We start from the raw sequence: 16980 nt of genomic DNA, 5'->3' as shown, positions 1-16980 counted from the left end.
CGGGCTCAGTCCTCCCAGGCCTCCTCCTGCTGCTCATCGGCCTGGTTGTAGTCCTCCTTCTCGCCCATCAGTGCGGAGAGCTCCTCCTCTTCCACCGTGCTCACCTCGGTGGAGGCGGTTTCCTCATCGGCCACCAGGCGTCCGCTGGACTCGAGCCAGGTGAGCAGGTCGGGTTCATCCCGCAGCGGCAGCACCGGAGCCGGCTCCTGGCGCCCGTAGCGGGTGAGGGAGGGATTGATGCTGTCGAGTCGGCTGATGCCGGTGGAGGGAAGCGTGCTCATGCGATCCGACGTCCGGGGGCTGGCTGGCGATGGAGGCAGGTCTGCTGTCTTGGGTCCGCCTGCTGGCGCGGAGGCCTTGATCAAGCGACGGGCCGATCGAACACCCTAGCGTCCTGTCGCCTGCTCCTCAGCCATGACCGCTCCAGCGGCCAGCCCCTCCAAAGTCCGCGCCCTGCTGAGGCTCTGGTCCCTGGCCCTGGCCCTCAGCGCCGCCCTGGTGGCCGCCGGTGAGCGCTGGCCCCAGCCCCTGAGGCCCGACCCGGTCACGGTGGCGGCCCTGGTGCTGGGCCTGCCGCTGGGGGTGGCCCTGCTGGTGCTGCTGCGCTGGCGCCTGCCGCCGCCGCCAGCGGGAGGGCCGGCGGGCCACAGGGGAGAATCGAGCGATTGAGCGCATGGAGACCAGGTGATGGGCCGGGCCAAGAAGGCTGTACTGGCGTACTCCGGTGGGGTGGACACGAGCGTCTGCATTCCGTACCTGAAGAACGAATGGGGCGTGGAGGAGGTGATCACCTTCGCCGCCGACCTCGGCCAGGGCGACGAGCTCGAACCGATCCGGCGCAAGGCCCTCGATGCGGGCGCGTCCCAGTCGCTGGTGGGTGATCTGATCGAGCCCTTCATCACCGAGTTCGCCTTCCCCGCCATCCGCGCCAACGCCCTCTACGAGGGCCGCTACCCCCTCTCCACGGCCCTGGCCCGTCCGCTGATCGCCCGGCGGCTGGTGGAGATCGCCCGCGAGGTGGGCGCCGATGCCGTGGCCCATGGCTGCACGGGCAAGGGCAACGACCAGGTGCGCTTCGATGTGGCCATCGGCGCCCTCGCCCCGGACCTCAAGGTGCTCACCCCCGCCAGGGAGTGGGGCATGAGCCGCGAGGAGACGATCGCCTACGGGGAGCGCTGCGGCATTCCTTCCCCGGTGAGCAAGGGTTCGCCCTATTCGATCGACCTCAACCTGCTGGGCCGCTCGATCGAAGCCGGACCCCTGGAGGATCCGGCGGTGGAGCCTCCGGAGGAGGTCTATGCCATGACCCGCTCGGTGCAGGACGCCCCGGAGGAGTCCCAGAGCATCACGATCGACTTCCGGCACGGCAACCCCGTGGCCATCGACGGTGAACCGCTGGATCCGGTGAGCCTGATCCGCCGGGCCAACGCCCTGGCGGGGCTGCATGGCTTCGGCCGGCTGGACATGATCGAGAACCGCGTGGTGGGGATCAAGAGCCGGGAGATCTATGAAACCCCCGGGCTGCTGCTGCTGATCCGCGCCCACCAGGAACTGGAGAGTCTCACCCTGGCGGCCGACGTGGTGCGCACCAAGCGCCAGCTCGAGCAGCAGTGGGCCGATCTGGTGTACCAGGGGCTGTGGTTCGGCCCGCTCAAGGATGCCCTCGACGGCTTCTTCGACCGCACCCAGCGCACGGTGAACGGCTCGGTGCGGCTGCGGCTGCACAAGGGCAACGCCACGGTGGTGGGCCGCCAGAGTGCCGCCAACAGTCTCTACGTGCCGGACATGGCCACCTACGGCGCCGACGACCGCTTCGATCACCGGGCGGCCGAAGGCTTCATCTACGTGTGGGGGCTTCCCACCAGGCTCTGGGCCGCGAGCCGCCGGCAGGGCTGATCCTTCGCCGGTGTCCCGCCTGGGGCTTCCAGCCCCGTTCAGGCCGAGCGGCGGGCCTCCAAGCCGAAGGCGTGCCGCAGGGTCTGAGCCAGGGACGCTCCGCCGCCACTGCCGGCCAGACGGGGACGGATTTGTCCGTCGGTGGCAGTGCCCTGAAGCTGGTGCATCTGCTGGCGCAGCGCCCCGGTCTGCTCCAGCAGCCGCTGCCGCTGGGTGAGCATGGGGGCGAGGCGCTCCTCGAACTTGCGCTCGAAGATCTCGGGCAGGGTGTCCACCAGCGAGCGCAGCTCATCGAGCTCCCGGCGGGTGGCACTGAGCTCCTGGTGCACGGCCAGACGCCGCGAGGCCTGGGGATCGCGATCCCCAGGCAGGATGTCCACGGGCAGGTGGCCGGTGAGCGGGCCGGTGCCAGGACCGTTGGTGCCGGGTTTCTGGAACATCGCGAGAACCTACGCCGCCCGGCCCTGAATGACAAGCCGCAGGATGGCGGTGAAGGCTGTCCGCTGGTCTGCCCGCATGCGGACCGCCGTTCAGACCGTGGCGGGCTGGGGCGCGGCGTCACCGGCGCCACCACCCACGGCGCGGGGAGCGGGCATCGGGCCGTCCTGCTTCACCGTGAGATAGCGGATCACGTCCTCGGAGAGGCGCATGGCCCGCTCCAGCGGAGCCACCTGCTGGCCGTCGCCGTTGTGGTTCAGCTGCACGTAGATGCCTTCGCGATGCTTGTCGATCGAGTAGGCCAGCCGGCGCTTGCCGCGCATCTGGCAGTCGAGCACCTCGCCACCGGCTTCGATCACCAGATCGCGGTACTTGGTGATGTGGCTCTCGACCTCCTCCTCCGGAATGTCCGGACGAAGGATGTACATCGTTTCGTAGTAGGGCTGCGTCATGGAGTCGCCTGTCGGAGAAGCCCGTACGGGCATGGGAAGGGCGGTGGCCGGTGGACAGGGCCTGTGCCTGGTCCACCAGCGACGGATCGCCCAACCTATCGCAGCGGCGTGGCTCCTCAGTAGAGCTGCATCCGCACGGCGGCGGAGACGGCCGGCAGGTCGGCCTCCTCGCCCCGCAGGCTCTGCACCACGCCGAACAGCACCAGCACCATCGCCCCCAGGAACACGGTGTTGCTCAGGGTGCGCAGGGCGAAGCCGACGCCCATCGGGGCCAGGAGAATGCTGAACACCAGTCCCACCAGCACCAACAGGATGTCGATCAGGATCGCCTGCAGCACGCTGAAGCGGATCAGGTAAGGCACCCGCGGGTTGCGCACCACCGCGAGGAACAGCACCAGGAACAGCAGGAACCCGCCGAACGGCACGGCCTGCTGCAGCAGGGCCACCGGCAGGGCCGGCAGGGTGAGCCACTGCAGCACCGGGAAGAGGCTGAACAAGCCCCTGCCGAAGCCCACCGCATCGGCCCAGGGCAGGAGATAGGCCAGGGCTGCCAGCAGTCGATGCCAGAGCGGGGCGCCTTGCATGGCGGGGAGGGTGTGGTTGCGGTGCAGGCTAGGCAGCCGCCAGGTGCCGCTCGGCGGCTTCCCGCATGGCCTCCACCGGCACGGCGGCGGTTCCGCTCCAGAGCCGCAGGGAGGCGGCCCCCTGCTGCACCAGCATCTCGAGCCCATCGAGCGTGCGGCAGCCCCGCCCCGCGGCCCTCCGCAGCAGCTGGCTGGGCCGCGGGGTGTAGATCAGGTCGTACACCCAGGCCTGCGGTGTCAGAGCGGCGAGGCCGGCCTCATCGAGCGGACAGGCCCGGGCGGCGGCCGGGTCGGTGGGCGAGGCCATGCCCACGGGGGTGGTGTTCACCAGCAGCTGGCAGCCCGGCAGCAGCTCGCCCAGCCGGTGCCAGGCATGAAGGCTCAGCTGGGGCGCCCAGGCCCGGCAGCCGGCGGCGAAGCGCTCCAGGTTGGCGGCCTGCCGTCCTGCCACCGCGATCGCCCCACAGCCCAGCTCCACCAGGCCGGCCACCACGGCCCTGGCGCTGCCCCCGCAACCCAGCACCACGGCCCGGCTGCCCTGCCAGGCGTGGCCCTCCCGCCGCAGCGGCGCCAGGAAGCCCTCCACGTCGGTGTTGGTGCCCAGCCACCCCCCGGCCTGTCGGCGCACCAGGGTGTTCACCGCGCCCACCCGGGCGGCCAGGGGGCTGAGTTCGGCGCAGCAGGCCGCCACCGCTTCCTTGTGCGGCAGGGTCACGTTGAGGCCGCGGCAGTCGAGGGCCTCCAGGGCATGCACCACCGCGGCCAGCTCCCCGGCGGGGGTGGGCAGGGCCAGGTAGATCCAGTCGAGTCCGAGCGCGGCCAGGGCGGCGTTGTGCATGGCCGGCGAGAGCGAGTGCCGCACCGGATCGCCCAGCACTCCCACCAGGGCCGTGGACGCGGAGATCGGCAGGGCCATCGCGGGCAGGGCGGCGGGACAGCCCCGGAACCGTAACCGTCTGTTCGGGAACCACCCCTCGCCTGGCTCCGTCCCCGCTGATGAAGATGCAGAGACGCAACTCGAACCACTGAGGAGGTGGGAACCCATGGGAAAGGTCGTCGGTATTGACCTCGGCACCACGAACAGCTGTGTCGCCGTGATGGAGGGCGGCAAGCCCACGGTGATCGCCAACGCGGAAGGGTTCCGCACCACCCCCTCGGTGGTGGCCTACACCAAGAACCAGGACCAGCTGGTGGGCCAGATCGCCAAGCGCCAGGCGGTGATGAATCCCGAGAACACCTTCTACTCGGTGAAGCGTTTCATCGGCCGCCGCGTCGATGAGGTGAACGAGGAATCGAAGGAAGTGAGCTACGGCGTGGAGAAGGCCGGCTCCAACGTGAAGGTGAAGTGTCCGGTGCTGAACAAGCAGTTCGCTCCGGAGGAGGTGAGTGCCCAGGTGCTGCGCAAGCTGGCCGAGGACGCCGGCAAGTACCTGGGTGAAACGGTGACCCAGGCGGTGATCACCGTGCCCGCCTACTTCAACGACTCCCAGCGCCAGGCCACCAAGGATGCCGGCAAGATCGCCGGTCTCGAGGTGCTGCGGATCATCAACGAGCCCACGGCGGCGGCGCTGGCCTATGGCCTCGACAAGAAGAGCAACGAACGCATCCTGGTGTTCGACCTGGGTGGCGGCACCTTCGACGTGTCGGTGCTGGAGGTGGGCGACGGCGTGTTCGAGGTGCTCTCCACCTCCGGCGACACCCATCTGGGCGGTGACGACTTCGACAAGGTGATCGTGGATCACCTGGCCGACACGTTCAAAGCCAACGAAGGCATCGACCTCCGCCAGGACAAGCAGGCCCTGCAGCGCCTCACCGAGGCTGCCGAGAAGGCCAAGATCGAGCTCTCGAGCGCCACCCAGAGCGAGATCAACCTGCCCTTCATCACAGCCACCCCGGAGGGTCCGAAGCACCTCGACCTCACCCTCACCCGGGCCAAGTTCGAGGAGCTGGCCAGCAAGCTGATCGATCGCTGCCGCGTGCCGGTGGAGCAGGCCCTCAAGGACGCCAAGCTCTCCTCCTCCGAACTCGATGAGGTGGTGATGGTGGGTGGCTCCACCCGCATCCCCGCAGTGCTGGAGCTGGTGAAGCGCATCACCGGCAAGGACCCCAACCAGACCGTGAACCCCGACGAGGTGGTGGCCGTGGGTGCCGCCATTCAGGGCGGTGTGCTCGCCGGTGAGGTGAAGGACATCCTGCTGCTGGATGTCACCCCGCTGTCCCTGGGCGTGGAGACCCTGGGCGGCGTGATGACCAAGATGATTCCTCGCAACACCACCATTCCCACCAAGAAGTCGGAGGTGTACTCCACTGCGGTGGATGGCCAGACCAACGTGGAGATCCACGTGCTGCAGGGCGAGCGCGAAATGGCCAGCGACAACAAGTCGCTGGGCACCTTCCGTCTCGACGGCATCCCCCCCGCTCCCCGCGGCGTGCCCCAGATCGAAGTGACCTTCGACATCGACGCCAACGGCATCCTCAGCGTGACCGCCAAGGACAAGGGCAGCGGCAAGGAGCAGAGCATCTCGATCACCGGGGCGTCCACCCTCAGCGACAACGAGGTGGAGAAGATGGTCAAGGACGCCGAGGCCAACGCCACGGCCGACAAGGAGAAGCGCGAGCGCATCGACCTGAAGAACCAGGCCGAAACCGCCATCTACCAGGCCGAGAAGCAGCTCGGCGAACTGGGCGACAAGGTGAGCGCCGAGGACAGGGAGAAGGTGGAGAGCTCCAGCAAGGCCCTCAAGGAGGCTGTCGAGAAGGAGGACTTCGCCACGGTGAAGACCGAGCTCGAAGCGCTGCAGAAGGCCCTTTACGCCGCCGGTGCCGCCGTGTACCAGCAGGCGGCCGGTGCGGATGCCGCCGCGGCCGCGGCAGGAGGCAACGGCGCCAGTGCCGAGGCCGGCAGCGGTTCCGCCAGCGACGATGTGATCGACGCTGAATTCACCGAGAGCAAGTGACCGCCCAGCCCTGAGTGGCCCCACTTCCGGCGCTCTGACGCTCAGGCGCGCCTTGTGAGCCCTGGCCCCCTTCGGGGGGCTTTTTTGTTGCTTGTCCTCGGCATGCTCAGACGAAGCGACAGCAGGATCAGCCATGAAAAAAGCCCCCGGCAGGGGGCTGGCTGAGGCCCTGCCGCAACGGGCAGAGGCCTACCGGGCAAACCAGGTTCAGGGGCTGATCCGGGCGACGGCGGCCATGGATTTCTCCACCACGCCGGAGGGCATGGTCACGTAGCCCAGTTCCGGGGCCAGGGCCTGGTTGGGCTCGGAGAGCATCGTGTTGAAGACCTTCTTGAGCAGTTCGGTCTTGTCGCCGTTGCCGGTCTCGTAGGCCAGGATCCAGGTGAAGGTGACGATCGGATAGCCCTTGGCGGGGTTGGGATCGCCACCGATCAGATCGGGGCCGAGATCGATGGCGCCGAGCGCCTCGCTTTCCGTTTCGTTGGTGGGCTTCACGATGTCGCCGGAGGCGTTCTCCAGCGCCGCCGCCTGGAGCGGGTCCTTCACGTAGGCCACTTCCACGTAGCCCAGACCTCCCTCCACCTGACCCAGCTGGGCCGCCACGCCCTCGTTGCCCTTGGCACCGACGCCGGTGGGCCAGTTCACGGATTTATCGGCCCCCGGGCCAGCCTTCCACTCCGGGCTGATGGCGGCGAGGTGCTTGGTGAAGTTGTAGGTGGTGCCGGAACCGTCGGAGCGGTGCACGATGGTGATCTTCCGGTCGTCGCAGCCCAGCTCGCTGTAGTTGGTGATCTTGCCCAGGAAGATGTCAGCCAGTTGCTTCTGGGTGAGCTTGAGCTCGCAGCCGGGGTTGTTGTAGGCCACGGCAATGGCGCCGGCCGTCATCGGGATCTGCAGCACACCCCGGGGCACCTTGGCGATGTCCTCGGCCTTCATCGGCGCGTCGGAGGCGGCGAAATCCACCGTGCCGGCCTGGAACTGGCGCACCCCGGCACCCGAGCCCACCGACTGGTAGTTCACGTTGATGCCCTCCCCGCTCATGTCCTTGAACCAGCGCTGGTAGATGGCGGCTGGGAAGGAGGCGCCGGCACCGTTCAGGGTGCCGGTGAGCCCTGTGCCGGTCTCCCCGCCGCCGCAGGCGGCCAGGGACAGGGAGAGACCCGAGAGGGCCAGGGCGGCGGCGGTGCGGCGGGGCAGGCCGGAAAGCAGCGTCATGTCTGTGGTGGCGGTGATGGGAGGTAACGACGTCACCGCCTCGACCGTACGCAGCAGGGGTGCCCTTCCGCCATAACGGCGTCTTAACGAGGCTCGCCGCTGGCCTCCACCTGGTCGACCACCCATTCGGCGCTGGCCGGGGCCAGCAGCACCCCGTTGCGGTAGTGCCCGCCGGCCACCAGCAGCCCGGGCTCCAGCTGCTCCAGCACCGGGGCCGGCCGGCCCTCGGGCCTGGCGCGAAGCCCCTGCCAGTGCCGCTCCACCCGGGCCGTCGCCAGCCAGTCGAGCCCGGCGGTGCCCCAGCCCAGCAGCTCGGCCAGCGCGCCGGGATCCGCCGCCGCGCCGGGTTCCAGGGTGGCGCCCAGCCAGAGGTCGCGGCCGCCCGGTCGATCGGGCCTGGGCACCAGATTGCGTCCACGCCACACCACCACCCCTGGCCAGGTCCAGCTGGGGGGGGCTGTCAGACGGAGCTGCACGGCCTGGCCCAGCACGGGACTCATCGGCATCGGATGACCCAGGTCCTGCAGCAGGTCCGTGCTGGCCAGTCCCGCCGTGAGCACCAGCCAGGGCGTGTCCGCCAGCGGCTCGCCGTCCTCTCCCACCAGGCGCCAGCGGCCGCTTCCCTGGCGGCGGATCGCCACCACCCGCTGCGGCAGGCCTTCCAGGCCAGCGGCGCGGGCGTCGGCCAGCAGGGCTGCCACGGCGGCCTCCGGGTCCAGCTGCCCATCCCTGGGGGAGACGAGGCCGCCGATGGCGTCGGCGGGCACCGATGGCGTCAGCGCGGCAAGGCGTTCCGGGCCCCACCACTCCAGCGGCAGTCCCATGGCCTGCCGCTCCTGCACCAGGTGCTGCTGCCTCAGCCGTTCGTCGTCATCCGCCGCCAGCCAGAGCAGGCCCTCGCGCCGGGGCAGCCGGTGCCCTTGCCCTTCGAGCTGCAGAATCCAGCGTTGCCACAGCGCCAGGCTGCGCTGCCGCAGCCGCCAGGCACGGCCCCGGCTGCGGTGGAACATCTGGGCCATGAGCACCCCGAGCGCCGCCCGGCTGCCGCTGCGCGGCTCGGGCGGCGTGGCTCCTGTCTCCGCACCGGTGGCGTCGTCCCCTGCGGAGGGCTCAAGGGCCGGATCCACCAGCAGCACCGAGTGGCCCCGCCGCTGCAGCAGCCAGGCGCAGGACAGGCCCACGATGCCTGCCCCCACCACCACCACCTTCATGGGCTGCGGGTGGGGTGGGGGGCTTCAGACCTGCTTGAGATCGGCCTGGACCTGCTCCGGCAGGATCTGGGCGTAGCGCCCGAAGCCGCTGGCCACCTGGATGTAGGCCTTCCGCAGCTTCTCGCCGTCCTGGAGGCGGGCGGCCTCATCGAGCTGGGCCATGGCGGTCTTCAGCTGGCTGGCCAGCTTGTCGGCTTCGGGGCGGTCGGCCGGCAGCAGCCGCTGGTTGATGTAGAGCATCTGGCGGCCCACTTCCTGCATGGGGCCATGCAGCAGGTTGCGGGTGAAGGTCCAGTCGCGCTCCTTCACCAGGGTGGCCAGTTCGGGCAGACGGTCGCGGGCGGCCAGGAAGCCTTCCGCCTGGCGCTCGATGGCCGCGATGTCGTCGGCACTGAGGCTGGGGGGCTTGGCCTGGCCGCCGCTGCAGGCCGTGAGCCCCACGCAGAGCAGGGCCGCCAGAGCGAACGAGGCGAGCCGGCGCACGGTTCCGCCGCAGGCCCTCAGCAGAGCGGCGAAACGAAATCGGACTGGCGAACCGGTGGCCATCGCGGAAAGCATGTCGAGGCGGGACCTGACTGTATCCACCACGCGGGGCCCTGACCCGGAGCCCGTTGCGGTTCTTGCCTAGAACGGTGGCCCCGGGAGCGCGACCTGATCCATGCGTGTGGACATCCTGCCGCTGGCGGCCATCCGCCGCCCCCTGCAGCGGAGCCTGGATGAGCAGAAGGTGCGCAGCCTCATGGCCTCGATCGAAGCCGAGGGCCTGCGCGAGCCGATCGAGGTGCTGGAGGTGGAGGGCCGATTCTGGGGCTTCAACGGCTGCCATCGGGTGGCCGCCCATGAACGTCTGGGTCTCAGGACGATCCGGGCCCGGATCCGGCGCGCCACCCCGCAGGTGCTACGGATGCATCTGCTCTGATGGCCCTGCAGCCCGCGCCGATGTCAGCACCGACGGCCATCCTGCAGCTGATCTGTACGGACCGTCCGGCACTGGTCAGTGAACTCTCCGGCTGGGTGGCCGCCAACGGCGGCAACATCCGCCATGCCGATCACCACACCGACCTGGGAGCCGGCCTGTTTCTGAGCCGCATCGAGTGGGCTCTGGAGGGATTCGGGCTGCCGCGCGAGGCGATCCCGCCGGCCGTCTCGGCCCTGGCCCGCCGCCTGGGCGGGGAGGGGGAGCTGCACTTCTCCGACGCCATCCCCCGGGCGGCCATCTTCGTGAGCCGCCAGGACCATGCCCTGGTGGATCTGCTCTGGCGCGTGCGCGCCGGGGAGCTGCCGATGCAGGTGCCGCTGGTGGTGTCAAACCATCCGGACCTCCAGCCCGTGGCGGAGGGCTTCGGGGCCTGCTTTGTCCATGTGCCCGTGTCAGCGGCCAGCAAGGCGGAGGCGGAACGGACCCAGCTGGAGCTGCTGCGGCAGCACGGCATCGAGCTGGTGGTGCTGGCCAAGTACATGCAGGTGCTGAGCGCCGGGTTTCTCGAGGCCTTCCAGCGGCAGCCCTCCCAGGCCGGCGGCGGGGTGGGCGGCAGCCCCCGGGTGATCAACATTCACCACTCCTTCCTGCCGGCGTTCCAGGGGGCCCAGCCCTACCACCGGGCCTGGGAGCGGGGCGTGAAGTTGATCGGCGCCACAGCCCACTACGTGACCGAGGACCTGGATGCCGGACCAATCATCGAGCAGGCCACCGTGCATGTGAGTCACCGCGACGAGGTGGAGGATCTGATCCGCAAGGGCCGCGACACCGAACGGCTGGCGCTCGCCAGGGCCGTGCGCCTGCATCTGCGCCGCCAGGTGATGGTCTACCGCGGACGCACGGCGGTGTTCGACTGAGCGCCCAGTCCTCCCAGCGCCCGATCCTGATCCGCCCGCGGGGTGGATCAGGCCGCCCCCAGCAGACTTCGCCTGGCGTGGTCGCCCAGCACCGCCTTGCTCAGCGGGCCGCGCAGGTGGTCCCAGGGCAGCACCCGCTCCACGCTCCAGGTGGCGTGGATCACGTCCTCCCACGGGGGCGGCGGCGGCATTCCCGCCGGCCGTTCCACCTCGCCGGCCAGCACGGCGCGGTAGGCCCGTTTCCATCCACCCAGGCTCTCGTGCTGCCCCCGGGCGGCGGCGATCACCGGCGCCAGGCGCCGGTCGCTGCGGGAGAGCAGGGCCTGGATCACGCTCCAGCCGTAGCTCTCGGGGCGCAGCTCCACCCCCTTGGGCCGGAGCCGCTTGGCCAGCAGCTTCAGGCGTTTCTCGGCCTCCGGCCGCACCCCCTGCCACTGGAACGGCGTGTGGGCCTTGGGCACGAAGGTGCTCACCCCCAGGCTGAGCCGCAGCCCTGGTGTGGCCTTCTTGAGCTCCAGCAGCAGGGAGGCGGTGGCCTCGATGTCGGCCTCCTCCTCGGTGGGCAGGCCGGCCATGCCGTAGAGCTTGAGGCCGGTGAGTCCACCCTCCTTTGCATAGCGGGCGGCGGCAAAGATCTCCTCGGTGGCGAGCTTCTTGTTCACCAGCTGCCGCATCCGCTCACTGCCGCTCTCGATCGCGATCGTGAGCGATTTGCTGCCCCGCCTGGCCAGGATCCGGCCCAGCTCCGGCGTCACCGTGGCCGCCCGCACCGAGCTCACGCTCACCCGGGTGTCCGCGAAGCGGTCCTGGTCGAGCCACTGGAGCAGGTCGGCGAACTGGGGGTGCTGGGTCACCGAGGCCCCCAGCAGTCCCAGCCGCCGGGTCACGGTGAGCCCCTTCTCCACGGCGGGAATCAGGCCGTCGTCGAGGGAGGGCGTGCGGAAGGGCAGGGTGAGGTAGCTGGCCAGGCAGAAGCGGCAGAGCTCCGGGCAGCTCCGCACCACCTCCACCATGTGGATCGAGGGCCAGGCGGCCTCCGGGGTGACCACTGTGGAGTGGCTGAGGGTGTTGCCCTGCCAGGTCTGCTTGGCCACGCTGGCGGGCAGATCAGGGTGCACCGGGCTCACCGCCAGCAGGCTGCCGTCAGCGGCGTAGTCGGGACGGTAGAGCGCGGGCACGTAGATCCCCGGCACCGTGGCCAGATGGGCCAGACGCTCGCCCCGCGGTGCCTGGCGGCAGGCCTGCAGCGCGTCGATGAAGGAGGGCAGCAGCAGCTCCCCATCCCCGAGCAGCACCGCATCGAGGAAGGGGGCCAACGGTTCCGGGTTGGCGGTGAGCACCGGCCCGCCGCCGAACACGATCGGATCGTCGTCGCCCCGTTCGCTCGCCCAGAGCGGAATCCTGTTGCGCTCAAGCAGATCCAGCAGCACCGGGCCATCCAGCTCCCAGCTCAGGGAGAGGCCGAACAGGTCGCAGCGGCGATGGGGTGGGTCCCCCTGGTCGGTGAACAGGCGCCGCACATCCACATCCGCGCGTCGAGCCAGGGTGGCCCACACCACCTGGTACCCCAGGCTGGTGATGCCCACGCTGTACGTGCTGGGAAAGGCCAGCACCGCCCGCAGGGCCCCGGCCTCGGGCTGGGCGGGGTCGAACAGCAGGGTTTCCTGGTGCAGGGCTGCAAGGTGCGGTCGGCTGCCTCCAGCGTCTCACCCGGTGGGGCGCCTGCTCCCGGCGGGCCCCGGTCTCACTGACCGACCAGAGCCGAGAGCGGGCCCATCAGCCCCGAGACCGCCGAGGACGCCTCCGCCTTGGTGGGATCGCTGCCGTCCACCATCTTGATCAGCCTCTGGGCGGCGTTGTCGATGGCTGGCCACTTGTCCCCTGCCAGGGGCTGGATGACCGGTGACGCCTTCTGCCACAGCGCCGGGAAGCCTCCCAGGGTGTTGAGCGCGGCCTGGAGGTTGCCGCCGTTGATCTGGGATTCGCCCTGCTTCAGCAGATCCAGCACCGGGTTCACCGCCGGGGCCGTGGTCAGCACCGGCCAGCTCGGCCGCCGCCGCGGTGCCCGCCGGCTGTCGCTGGACCCGGGATCTGCCGTGCGCATGGGGGCTTCTCCAGTGTTTCCTGCGAACCTATGCAGCCCGGAACGCTGTGTCCACCCCGCTCAGGGGTCTGTGGCACGGCTGGTTCCGTGCCCGGTCTCGCTGCCCGGTTTCTCCTCGGGGCGGGGGCGCAGCGGCATGGAGCTGAGCCGGATCGGGGCCGGGCTGGAGGCCCCATCGCCGGGGCCGGCAGGAACGGGAAGCATCAGCCGCTTGAACAGCGACTGCCGGTGCAGCACCCGGGCCATCACCAAGCTGCCCAGGCAGGCCACCAGCACGGGCCGGAGGATCAGCAGATCCTTGGTGACGGTGAAGGTGAGGAAGGTGGCGCTGATCGGCGCCCGGGCACTGGCCGCCATGAAGGCCCCCATGCCGGCGAACACGGCGGTGGTGGGGGCGGAGGGTCCCAGCTGCTCCACCCCGGCGGCCGCGGCCAGGCCCAGCGCTCCGCCCAGGGTGAGCATGGGCGCGAACAGGCCGCCGGGGGTGCCTGCCGCCGCTGCCATGCCGGTGGTGAGGAACACCACCAGAAAGATCGCCAGCGCCTTGGCGAGGTCCACATTGCCCTCGGCAACGGCCTGGCGGATGCCGGCACGGTTGATGAAGTCGGGCGGGAGCCAGGCATCCACCAGCCCCAGCAGGCCACCGGTGGCCGTCATCGCTCCCGCCAGGGGAATCCGCCAGCGCAGGCGCAGGCGCTGCAGCTCCACCACGTAGCGGCAGTAGAGCTCGGCGGCGATGGCCACGAGGATGCCCAGCAGCAACAGCCACAGCAGGTCGATCGGACGCACCACCACGAAGGTGAGAACCTGCCGCTGCAGCTGGAAGGTGCTGGGGGAGCCCCCCAGGTTCGACTCCGGTTCGAGATTCACCAGCCGGGCCAGCCCGAGCAGATCAGCCCAGGTGTCGGCCCAGAAGGTGGTCACCAGCACCAGCAGCATCACCACCGGTCTGGCGCCCTGCAGCAGTTCCTCCAGGGTGTAGAGGAAGCCGCCGATCGGTGCCCGGAACACCGCCGCGATGCCGGCACCGCCTCCTGCGGCCACGATCAGCCGGCGGAAGGCGTTGGGGGCCCGCAGCAGCCGCGCCATCTCCCAGCCCACCGAGCTGCCCATCTGCACCGAAGGGCCGGAGGGACCCAGCGGGAATCCGCTGCCGATCGCCACGATGCCGGCCACCAGCTTCACGGCACCCACCTGGAATCCCATCGGAATCGGCTGTCGGCGCAGGAACTGCATCACCTGGGGAATGCCGGAGCCCTGGGCCGTGGGGGAGAGCAGCTGCACCAGGGATCCCGCCAGCAACCCGCCGCCTCCTCCGATGGCCGGCAGCACCAGCCAGCGGGGGCCCAGCTCCAGCATGTGAATGCGCCAGCGTCCGAGCCCATCGAGGCCGCTGCGGAACAGCAGGGCGGCGGTGGTGGCCCCCAGCCCCGTGACGATCAGGGCGAGCACCACCACCAGCCAGCGATGTTCCAGCAGCTGGCGGATGGAGGTGCTGTGCACCGGCTCCGGCCGCGGCAGGCGCAGCGCGGAGGAACCGGTTGGACGTGGTTTCAGCCTCAGCGGACCCAGCATCGGGCCGCCTCCTTCAGACCTCGGCCAGCACCTTCGCCTCCGCTTCGGCGCTCACCACCCGGCCGGAATCCTCGAACCCCTCGATCTGATCGAAGTTGAGATAGCGGTAGAGCTCATCGCCGAAGGGATCGATCTTCTCGGCGGCGATCGCCAGGTATTCCTCCTTGCTGGGGATCCGGCCGAGCTGGGCACACACCGCCGCCAGCTCGGCGCTGCCCAGGTACACCTGGGCGCCGTTGCCGAGACGGTTGTTGAAGTTGCGGGTGCTGGTGGAGAACACCGTGGTGTTGTCCTCGACGCGGGCCTGGTTGCCCATGCAGAGGGAGCAGCCGGGCATCTCCATGCGGGAGCCGGCCGCCTCGAAGATGGCGTAGTAGCCCTCCTCTTTCAGCTTCTCCTCGTCCATGCGGGTGGGGGGGCAGACCCAGAGGCGCGCGGCGTTCTCGCCCTGGTCCTTGAGCACGTTGGCGGCGGCGCGGTAGTGGCCGATGTTGGTCATGCAGGAGCCGATGAACACCTCATCGATCCGATCGCCCGCCACGTCCGAGAGCGTCTTCACGTTGTCGGGGTCGTTGGGGCAGGCCAGGATCGGCTCGGTGATCGCATCGAGGTCGATCTCGATCACGGCGGCGTACTCCGCGTCGGCATCGGCCTCCATCAGCTGGGGATCCGCCAGCCAGGCCTCCATCGCCTTGATGCGGCGCGCCAGCGTGCGGGCGTCGCCGTAACCGCGGGCGATCATGTTCTTCAGTAGCGCCACGTTGCTGCGCAGGTATTCGCTCACCGTGTCCACGCTCAGCTTGATCGTGCTGCCGGCACAGGAGCGCTCGGCGGTGGCGTCGGTGAGCTCGAATCCCTGCTCCAGCTTGAGGTCTGGGAGCCCCTCGATCTCCATGATGCGGCCGTTGAACACGTTCTTCTTGCCCTCCTTGGCCACCGTGAGCAGGCCCTGCTGGATGGCCACGTAGGGAATGGCGTTCACCACATCGCGCAGGGTCACGCCGGGCTGCAGCGAGCCGGTGAACTTCACCAGCACCGATTCGGGCATGTCGAGCGGCATGGCACCGATGGCGGCGGCGAAGGCCACCAGGCCCGAGCCGGCCGGGAAGGAGATGCCCAGGGGGAAGCGGGTGTGGCTGTCGCCGCCGGTGCCCACCGTGTCGGGCAGCAGCATGCGGTTGAGCCAGCTGTGGATGATGCCGTCGCCGGGCCGCAGGGCCACGCCGCCGCGGGAGCTGATGAAGTCGGGCAGTTCGGCGTGGGTCTTGAGGTCCACCGGCTTGGGATAGGCGGCGGTGTGGCAGAAGCTCTGCATCACCAGGTCGGCGCTGAACCCGAGGCAGGCCAGCTCCTTCATCTCGTCGCGGGTCATGGGCCCGGTGGTGTCCTGGGAGCCCACCGTGGTCATCAGGGGCTCGCAGCTGGTGCCGGGGCGCACGCCCGGCAGGCCGCAGGCCTTGCCCACCATCTTCTGGGCCAGGGTGAAGCCCTTGCCGGTGTCGGCCGGGGCGCTGGGGCGGATGAACAGCTCGGACGGGGGCAGACCCAGCTGGGCGCGCACCTTGTCGGTGAGTGCGCGGCCGATCATCAGCGGGATGCGCCCGCCGGCCCGCACCTCGTCGGTGATGGTGCTGGGCTTGAGCTCGAAACGGGCCACCACCTCGCCCGCGTTCGGCTCGCCGGCGGCCCGCTCGATCGTGCCGGCGTAGGGGCGGATCGTGATCACGTCGCCGGAGCTCAGCGCCGTCACGTCGCACTCGATCGGCAGGGCGCCGGAATCCTCGGCGGTGTTGAAGAAGATCGGCGCGATCTTGCCGCCCAGCACCACACCACCGCTGCGCTTGTTCGGCACGTGGGGGATGTCGGTGCCGGTGTGCCACAGCACCGAGTTGATGGCGGACTTGCGGGAACTGCCGGTGCCCACCACGTCGCCCACGTAGGCCACCGGATGGCCCTTCTGCTTGAGCTCGCCGATCAGCTCGAGGCCGCCGGGCATGCGGGTCTCCAGCATCGCCGTGGCGTGCAGAGGAATGTCGGGCCGGGTGGTGGCGTGGGTGGCCGGTGACAGGTCGTCGGTGTTGGTCTCGCCCTCCACCTTGAACACCGTCACCGTGATTTCGGCCGGCAACGCGGGTTTGGCGGTGAACCACTCGGCGGCGGCCCAGCTGTCCACCACCTTCCGGGCCCAGGGGTTGGTCTCGGCCAGCTCCAGCACGTCGTGGAAGGCGTCGTACACCAGCAGCGTGCGGCTGAGGCCCTCGGCGGCGGCGGCGGCGATGGCGGCATCGCTGCTGGAGAGCAGCTCGATCAGGGCACCCACGTTGTACCCGCCGATCATGGTGGCCAGCAGCCGCACGGCTTCCACCGGGCTCACCAGCGGGCTGGTGGCGGTGCCCTTGGCCACGCCGCTCAGCCAGCCGGCCTTCACGTAGGCCGCCTCATCCACCCCGGGGGGGATGCGCTCGCTGAGCAGATGCAGCAGGAAGCGTTCCTCCCCGGCCGGCGGGGCCTCCAGCAGCTCGGTGAGAGCCTGGGTCTGCTCGGCGGTGAGGGGAAGGGCCGGGATCCCCAGGGCTTCACGCTCCGCGGCGGCGGCGCGGTAGCTGGCGAGAAAGGTGTCTGCGGCCATGCCCAACAAAGTCGTTCCTACATCCATTGTTCTGGTCAGCGCTGCCGGTTGTTGGTGTGCGCTGCTGCAAATGGCCCCTGACT

17 protein-coding genes are annotated in these 16980 nt (G+C 69.9%); 5 read left to right on the top strand and 12 right to left on the bottom strand.

Features of this window, described 5'->3' with window-relative positions:
- Window positions 1-5: 5 nt before the first annotated feature.
- Window positions 6-281: a DUF3134 family protein gene (locus CPCC7001_RS09715; protein ID WP_006911657.1), complete on the bottom strand. Its 276-nt coding sequence runs from the start codon at window positions 279-281 to the stop codon at window positions 6-8.
- Window positions 282-414: 133 nt separating this feature from the next.
- Between CPCC7001_RS09715 and CPCC7001_RS09710 the strand changes: the two genes are divergently transcribed.
- On the top strand, window positions 415-669 hold the full coding sequence (locus CPCC7001_RS09710; protein ID WP_006910960.1) for a hypothetical protein: 255 nt from the start codon (window positions 415-417) through the stop codon (window positions 667-669).
- 18 nt (window positions 670-687) lie between these two features.
- Complete coding sequence (locus CPCC7001_RS09705) at window positions 688-1896, top strand: argininosuccinate synthase (RefSeq protein WP_043368908.1); 1209 nt, start codon at window positions 688-690, stop codon at window positions 1894-1896.
- A gap of 38 nt (window positions 1897-1934) precedes the next feature.
- Here the strand turns inward: CPCC7001_RS09705 and CPCC7001_RS09700 are convergent, their stop codons facing one another.
- The 4 genes from CPCC7001_RS09700 to CPCC7001_RS09685 all read right to left on the bottom strand — a co-directional run bounded on the left by CPCC7001_RS09700 (window position 1935) and on the right by CPCC7001_RS09685 (window position 4286).
- Complete coding sequence (locus CPCC7001_RS09700) at window positions 1935-2336, bottom strand: hypothetical protein (protein WP_006911304.1); 402 nt, start codon at window positions 2334-2336, stop codon at window positions 1935-1937.
- A gap of 90 nt (window positions 2337-2426) precedes the next feature.
- Window positions 2427-2786, bottom strand: a complete 360-nt coding sequence (gene rpsF, locus CPCC7001_RS09695; protein WP_006909366.1) for a 30S ribosomal protein S6 — start codon at window positions 2784-2786, stop codon at window positions 2427-2429.
- Window positions 2787-2902: 116 nt separating this feature from the next.
- Window positions 2903-3370, bottom strand: a complete 468-nt coding sequence (locus tag CPCC7001_RS09690; RefSeq protein ID WP_006909962.1) for a Tic20 family protein — start codon at window positions 3368-3370, stop codon at window positions 2903-2905.
- A gap of 28 nt (window positions 3371-3398) precedes the next feature.
- A complete protein-coding gene (locus tag CPCC7001_RS09685) occupies window positions 3399-4286 on the bottom strand; it encodes a shikimate dehydrogenase (protein WP_006911099.1) in 888 nt (295 codons plus the stop codon).
- Window positions 4287-4413: 127 nt separating this feature from the next.
- Here CPCC7001_RS09685 and dnaK point away from each other — a divergent pair, with 127 nt between their 5' ends.
- On the top strand, window positions 4414-6327 hold the full coding sequence (gene dnaK, locus CPCC7001_RS09680; protein ID WP_006909232.1) for a molecular chaperone DnaK: 1914 nt from the start codon (window positions 4414-4416) through the stop codon (window positions 6325-6327).
- A 207-nt stretch (window positions 6328-6534) separates the two neighbouring features.
- Here the strand turns inward: dnaK and pstS are convergent, their stop codons facing one another.
- The 3 genes from pstS to psbQ form a co-directional block, all read right to left on the bottom strand.
- The gene (gene pstS, locus CPCC7001_RS09675; protein ID WP_006909187.1) at window positions 6535-7542 is read right to left on the bottom strand and encodes a phosphate ABC transporter substrate-binding protein PstS; all 1008 of its coding nucleotides are present in this window, start codon (window positions 7540-7542) and stop codon (window positions 6535-6537) included.
- Window positions 7543-7625: 83 nt separating this feature from the next.
- Window positions 7626-8753, bottom strand: coding sequence for an FAD-binding oxidoreductase (locus tag CPCC7001_RS09670; protein WP_006910905.1), 1128 nt, complete (start codon window positions 8751-8753; stop codon window positions 7626-7628).
- A gap of 24 nt (window positions 8754-8777) precedes the next feature.
- Window positions 8778-9299, bottom strand: coding sequence for a photosystem II protein PsbQ (gene psbQ, locus CPCC7001_RS09665; protein WP_006910760.1), 522 nt, complete (start codon window positions 9297-9299; stop codon window positions 8778-8780).
- Between the two features lie 112 nt (window positions 9300-9411).
- Here psbQ and CPCC7001_RS09660 point away from each other — a divergent pair, with 112 nt between their 5' ends.
- Both CPCC7001_RS09660 and purU read left to right on the top strand, forming a co-directional pair.
- Window positions 9412-9672 (top strand): sulfiredoxin, encoded by a 261-nt coding sequence (locus tag CPCC7001_RS09660; protein WP_043368905.1) that lies wholly within the window; start codon window positions 9412-9414, stop codon window positions 9670-9672.
- A 20-nt stretch (window positions 9673-9692) separates the two neighbouring features.
- Window positions 9693-10589, top strand: coding sequence for a formyltetrahydrofolate deformylase (gene purU, locus CPCC7001_RS09655; RefSeq protein ID WP_043369887.1), 897 nt, complete (start codon window positions 9693-9695; stop codon window positions 10587-10589).
- Between the two features lie 47 nt (window positions 10590-10636).
- On the opposite strand, the gene CPCC7001_RS09650 is transcribed toward purU, so the two are convergent.
- The 4 genes from CPCC7001_RS09650 to acnB all read right to left on the bottom strand — a co-directional run bounded on the left by CPCC7001_RS09650 (window position 10637) and on the right by acnB (window position 16897).
- Window positions 10637-12202: a radical SAM protein gene (locus CPCC7001_RS09650; RefSeq protein ID WP_006909271.1), complete on the bottom strand. Its 1566-nt coding sequence runs from the start codon at window positions 12200-12202 to the stop codon at window positions 10637-10639.
- Window positions 12203-12333: 131 nt separating this feature from the next.
- Complete coding sequence (locus tag CPCC7001_RS09645; RefSeq protein ID WP_006910883.1) at window positions 12334-12693, bottom strand: hypothetical protein; 360 nt, start codon at window positions 12691-12693, stop codon at window positions 12334-12336.
- A 60-nt stretch (window positions 12694-12753) separates the two neighbouring features.
- Window positions 12754-14196, bottom strand: a complete 1443-nt coding sequence (locus tag CPCC7001_RS09640) for a chloride channel protein (protein WP_225867222.1) — start codon at window positions 14194-14196, stop codon at window positions 12754-12756.
- 85 nt (window positions 14197-14281) lie between these two features.
- Window positions 14282-16897 carry a bifunctional aconitate hydratase 2/2-methylisocitrate dehydratase gene (gene acnB / locus CPCC7001_RS09635; RefSeq protein ID WP_043368902.1) on the bottom strand — a complete coding sequence of 872 codons (2616 nt, stop codon included), beginning with the start codon at window positions 16895-16897 and terminating at the stop codon, window positions 14282-14284.
- Window positions 16898-16980: the final 83 nt, after the last annotated feature.

The organism is Cyanobium sp. PCC 7001, from assembly GCF_000155635.1.
In the GTDB taxonomy this organism is placed as follows: Bacteria; Cyanobacteriota; Cyanobacteriia; order PCC-6307; family Cyanobiaceae; genus NIES-981.
This window is presented reverse-complemented; position numbering and strand designations above follow the sequence as displayed.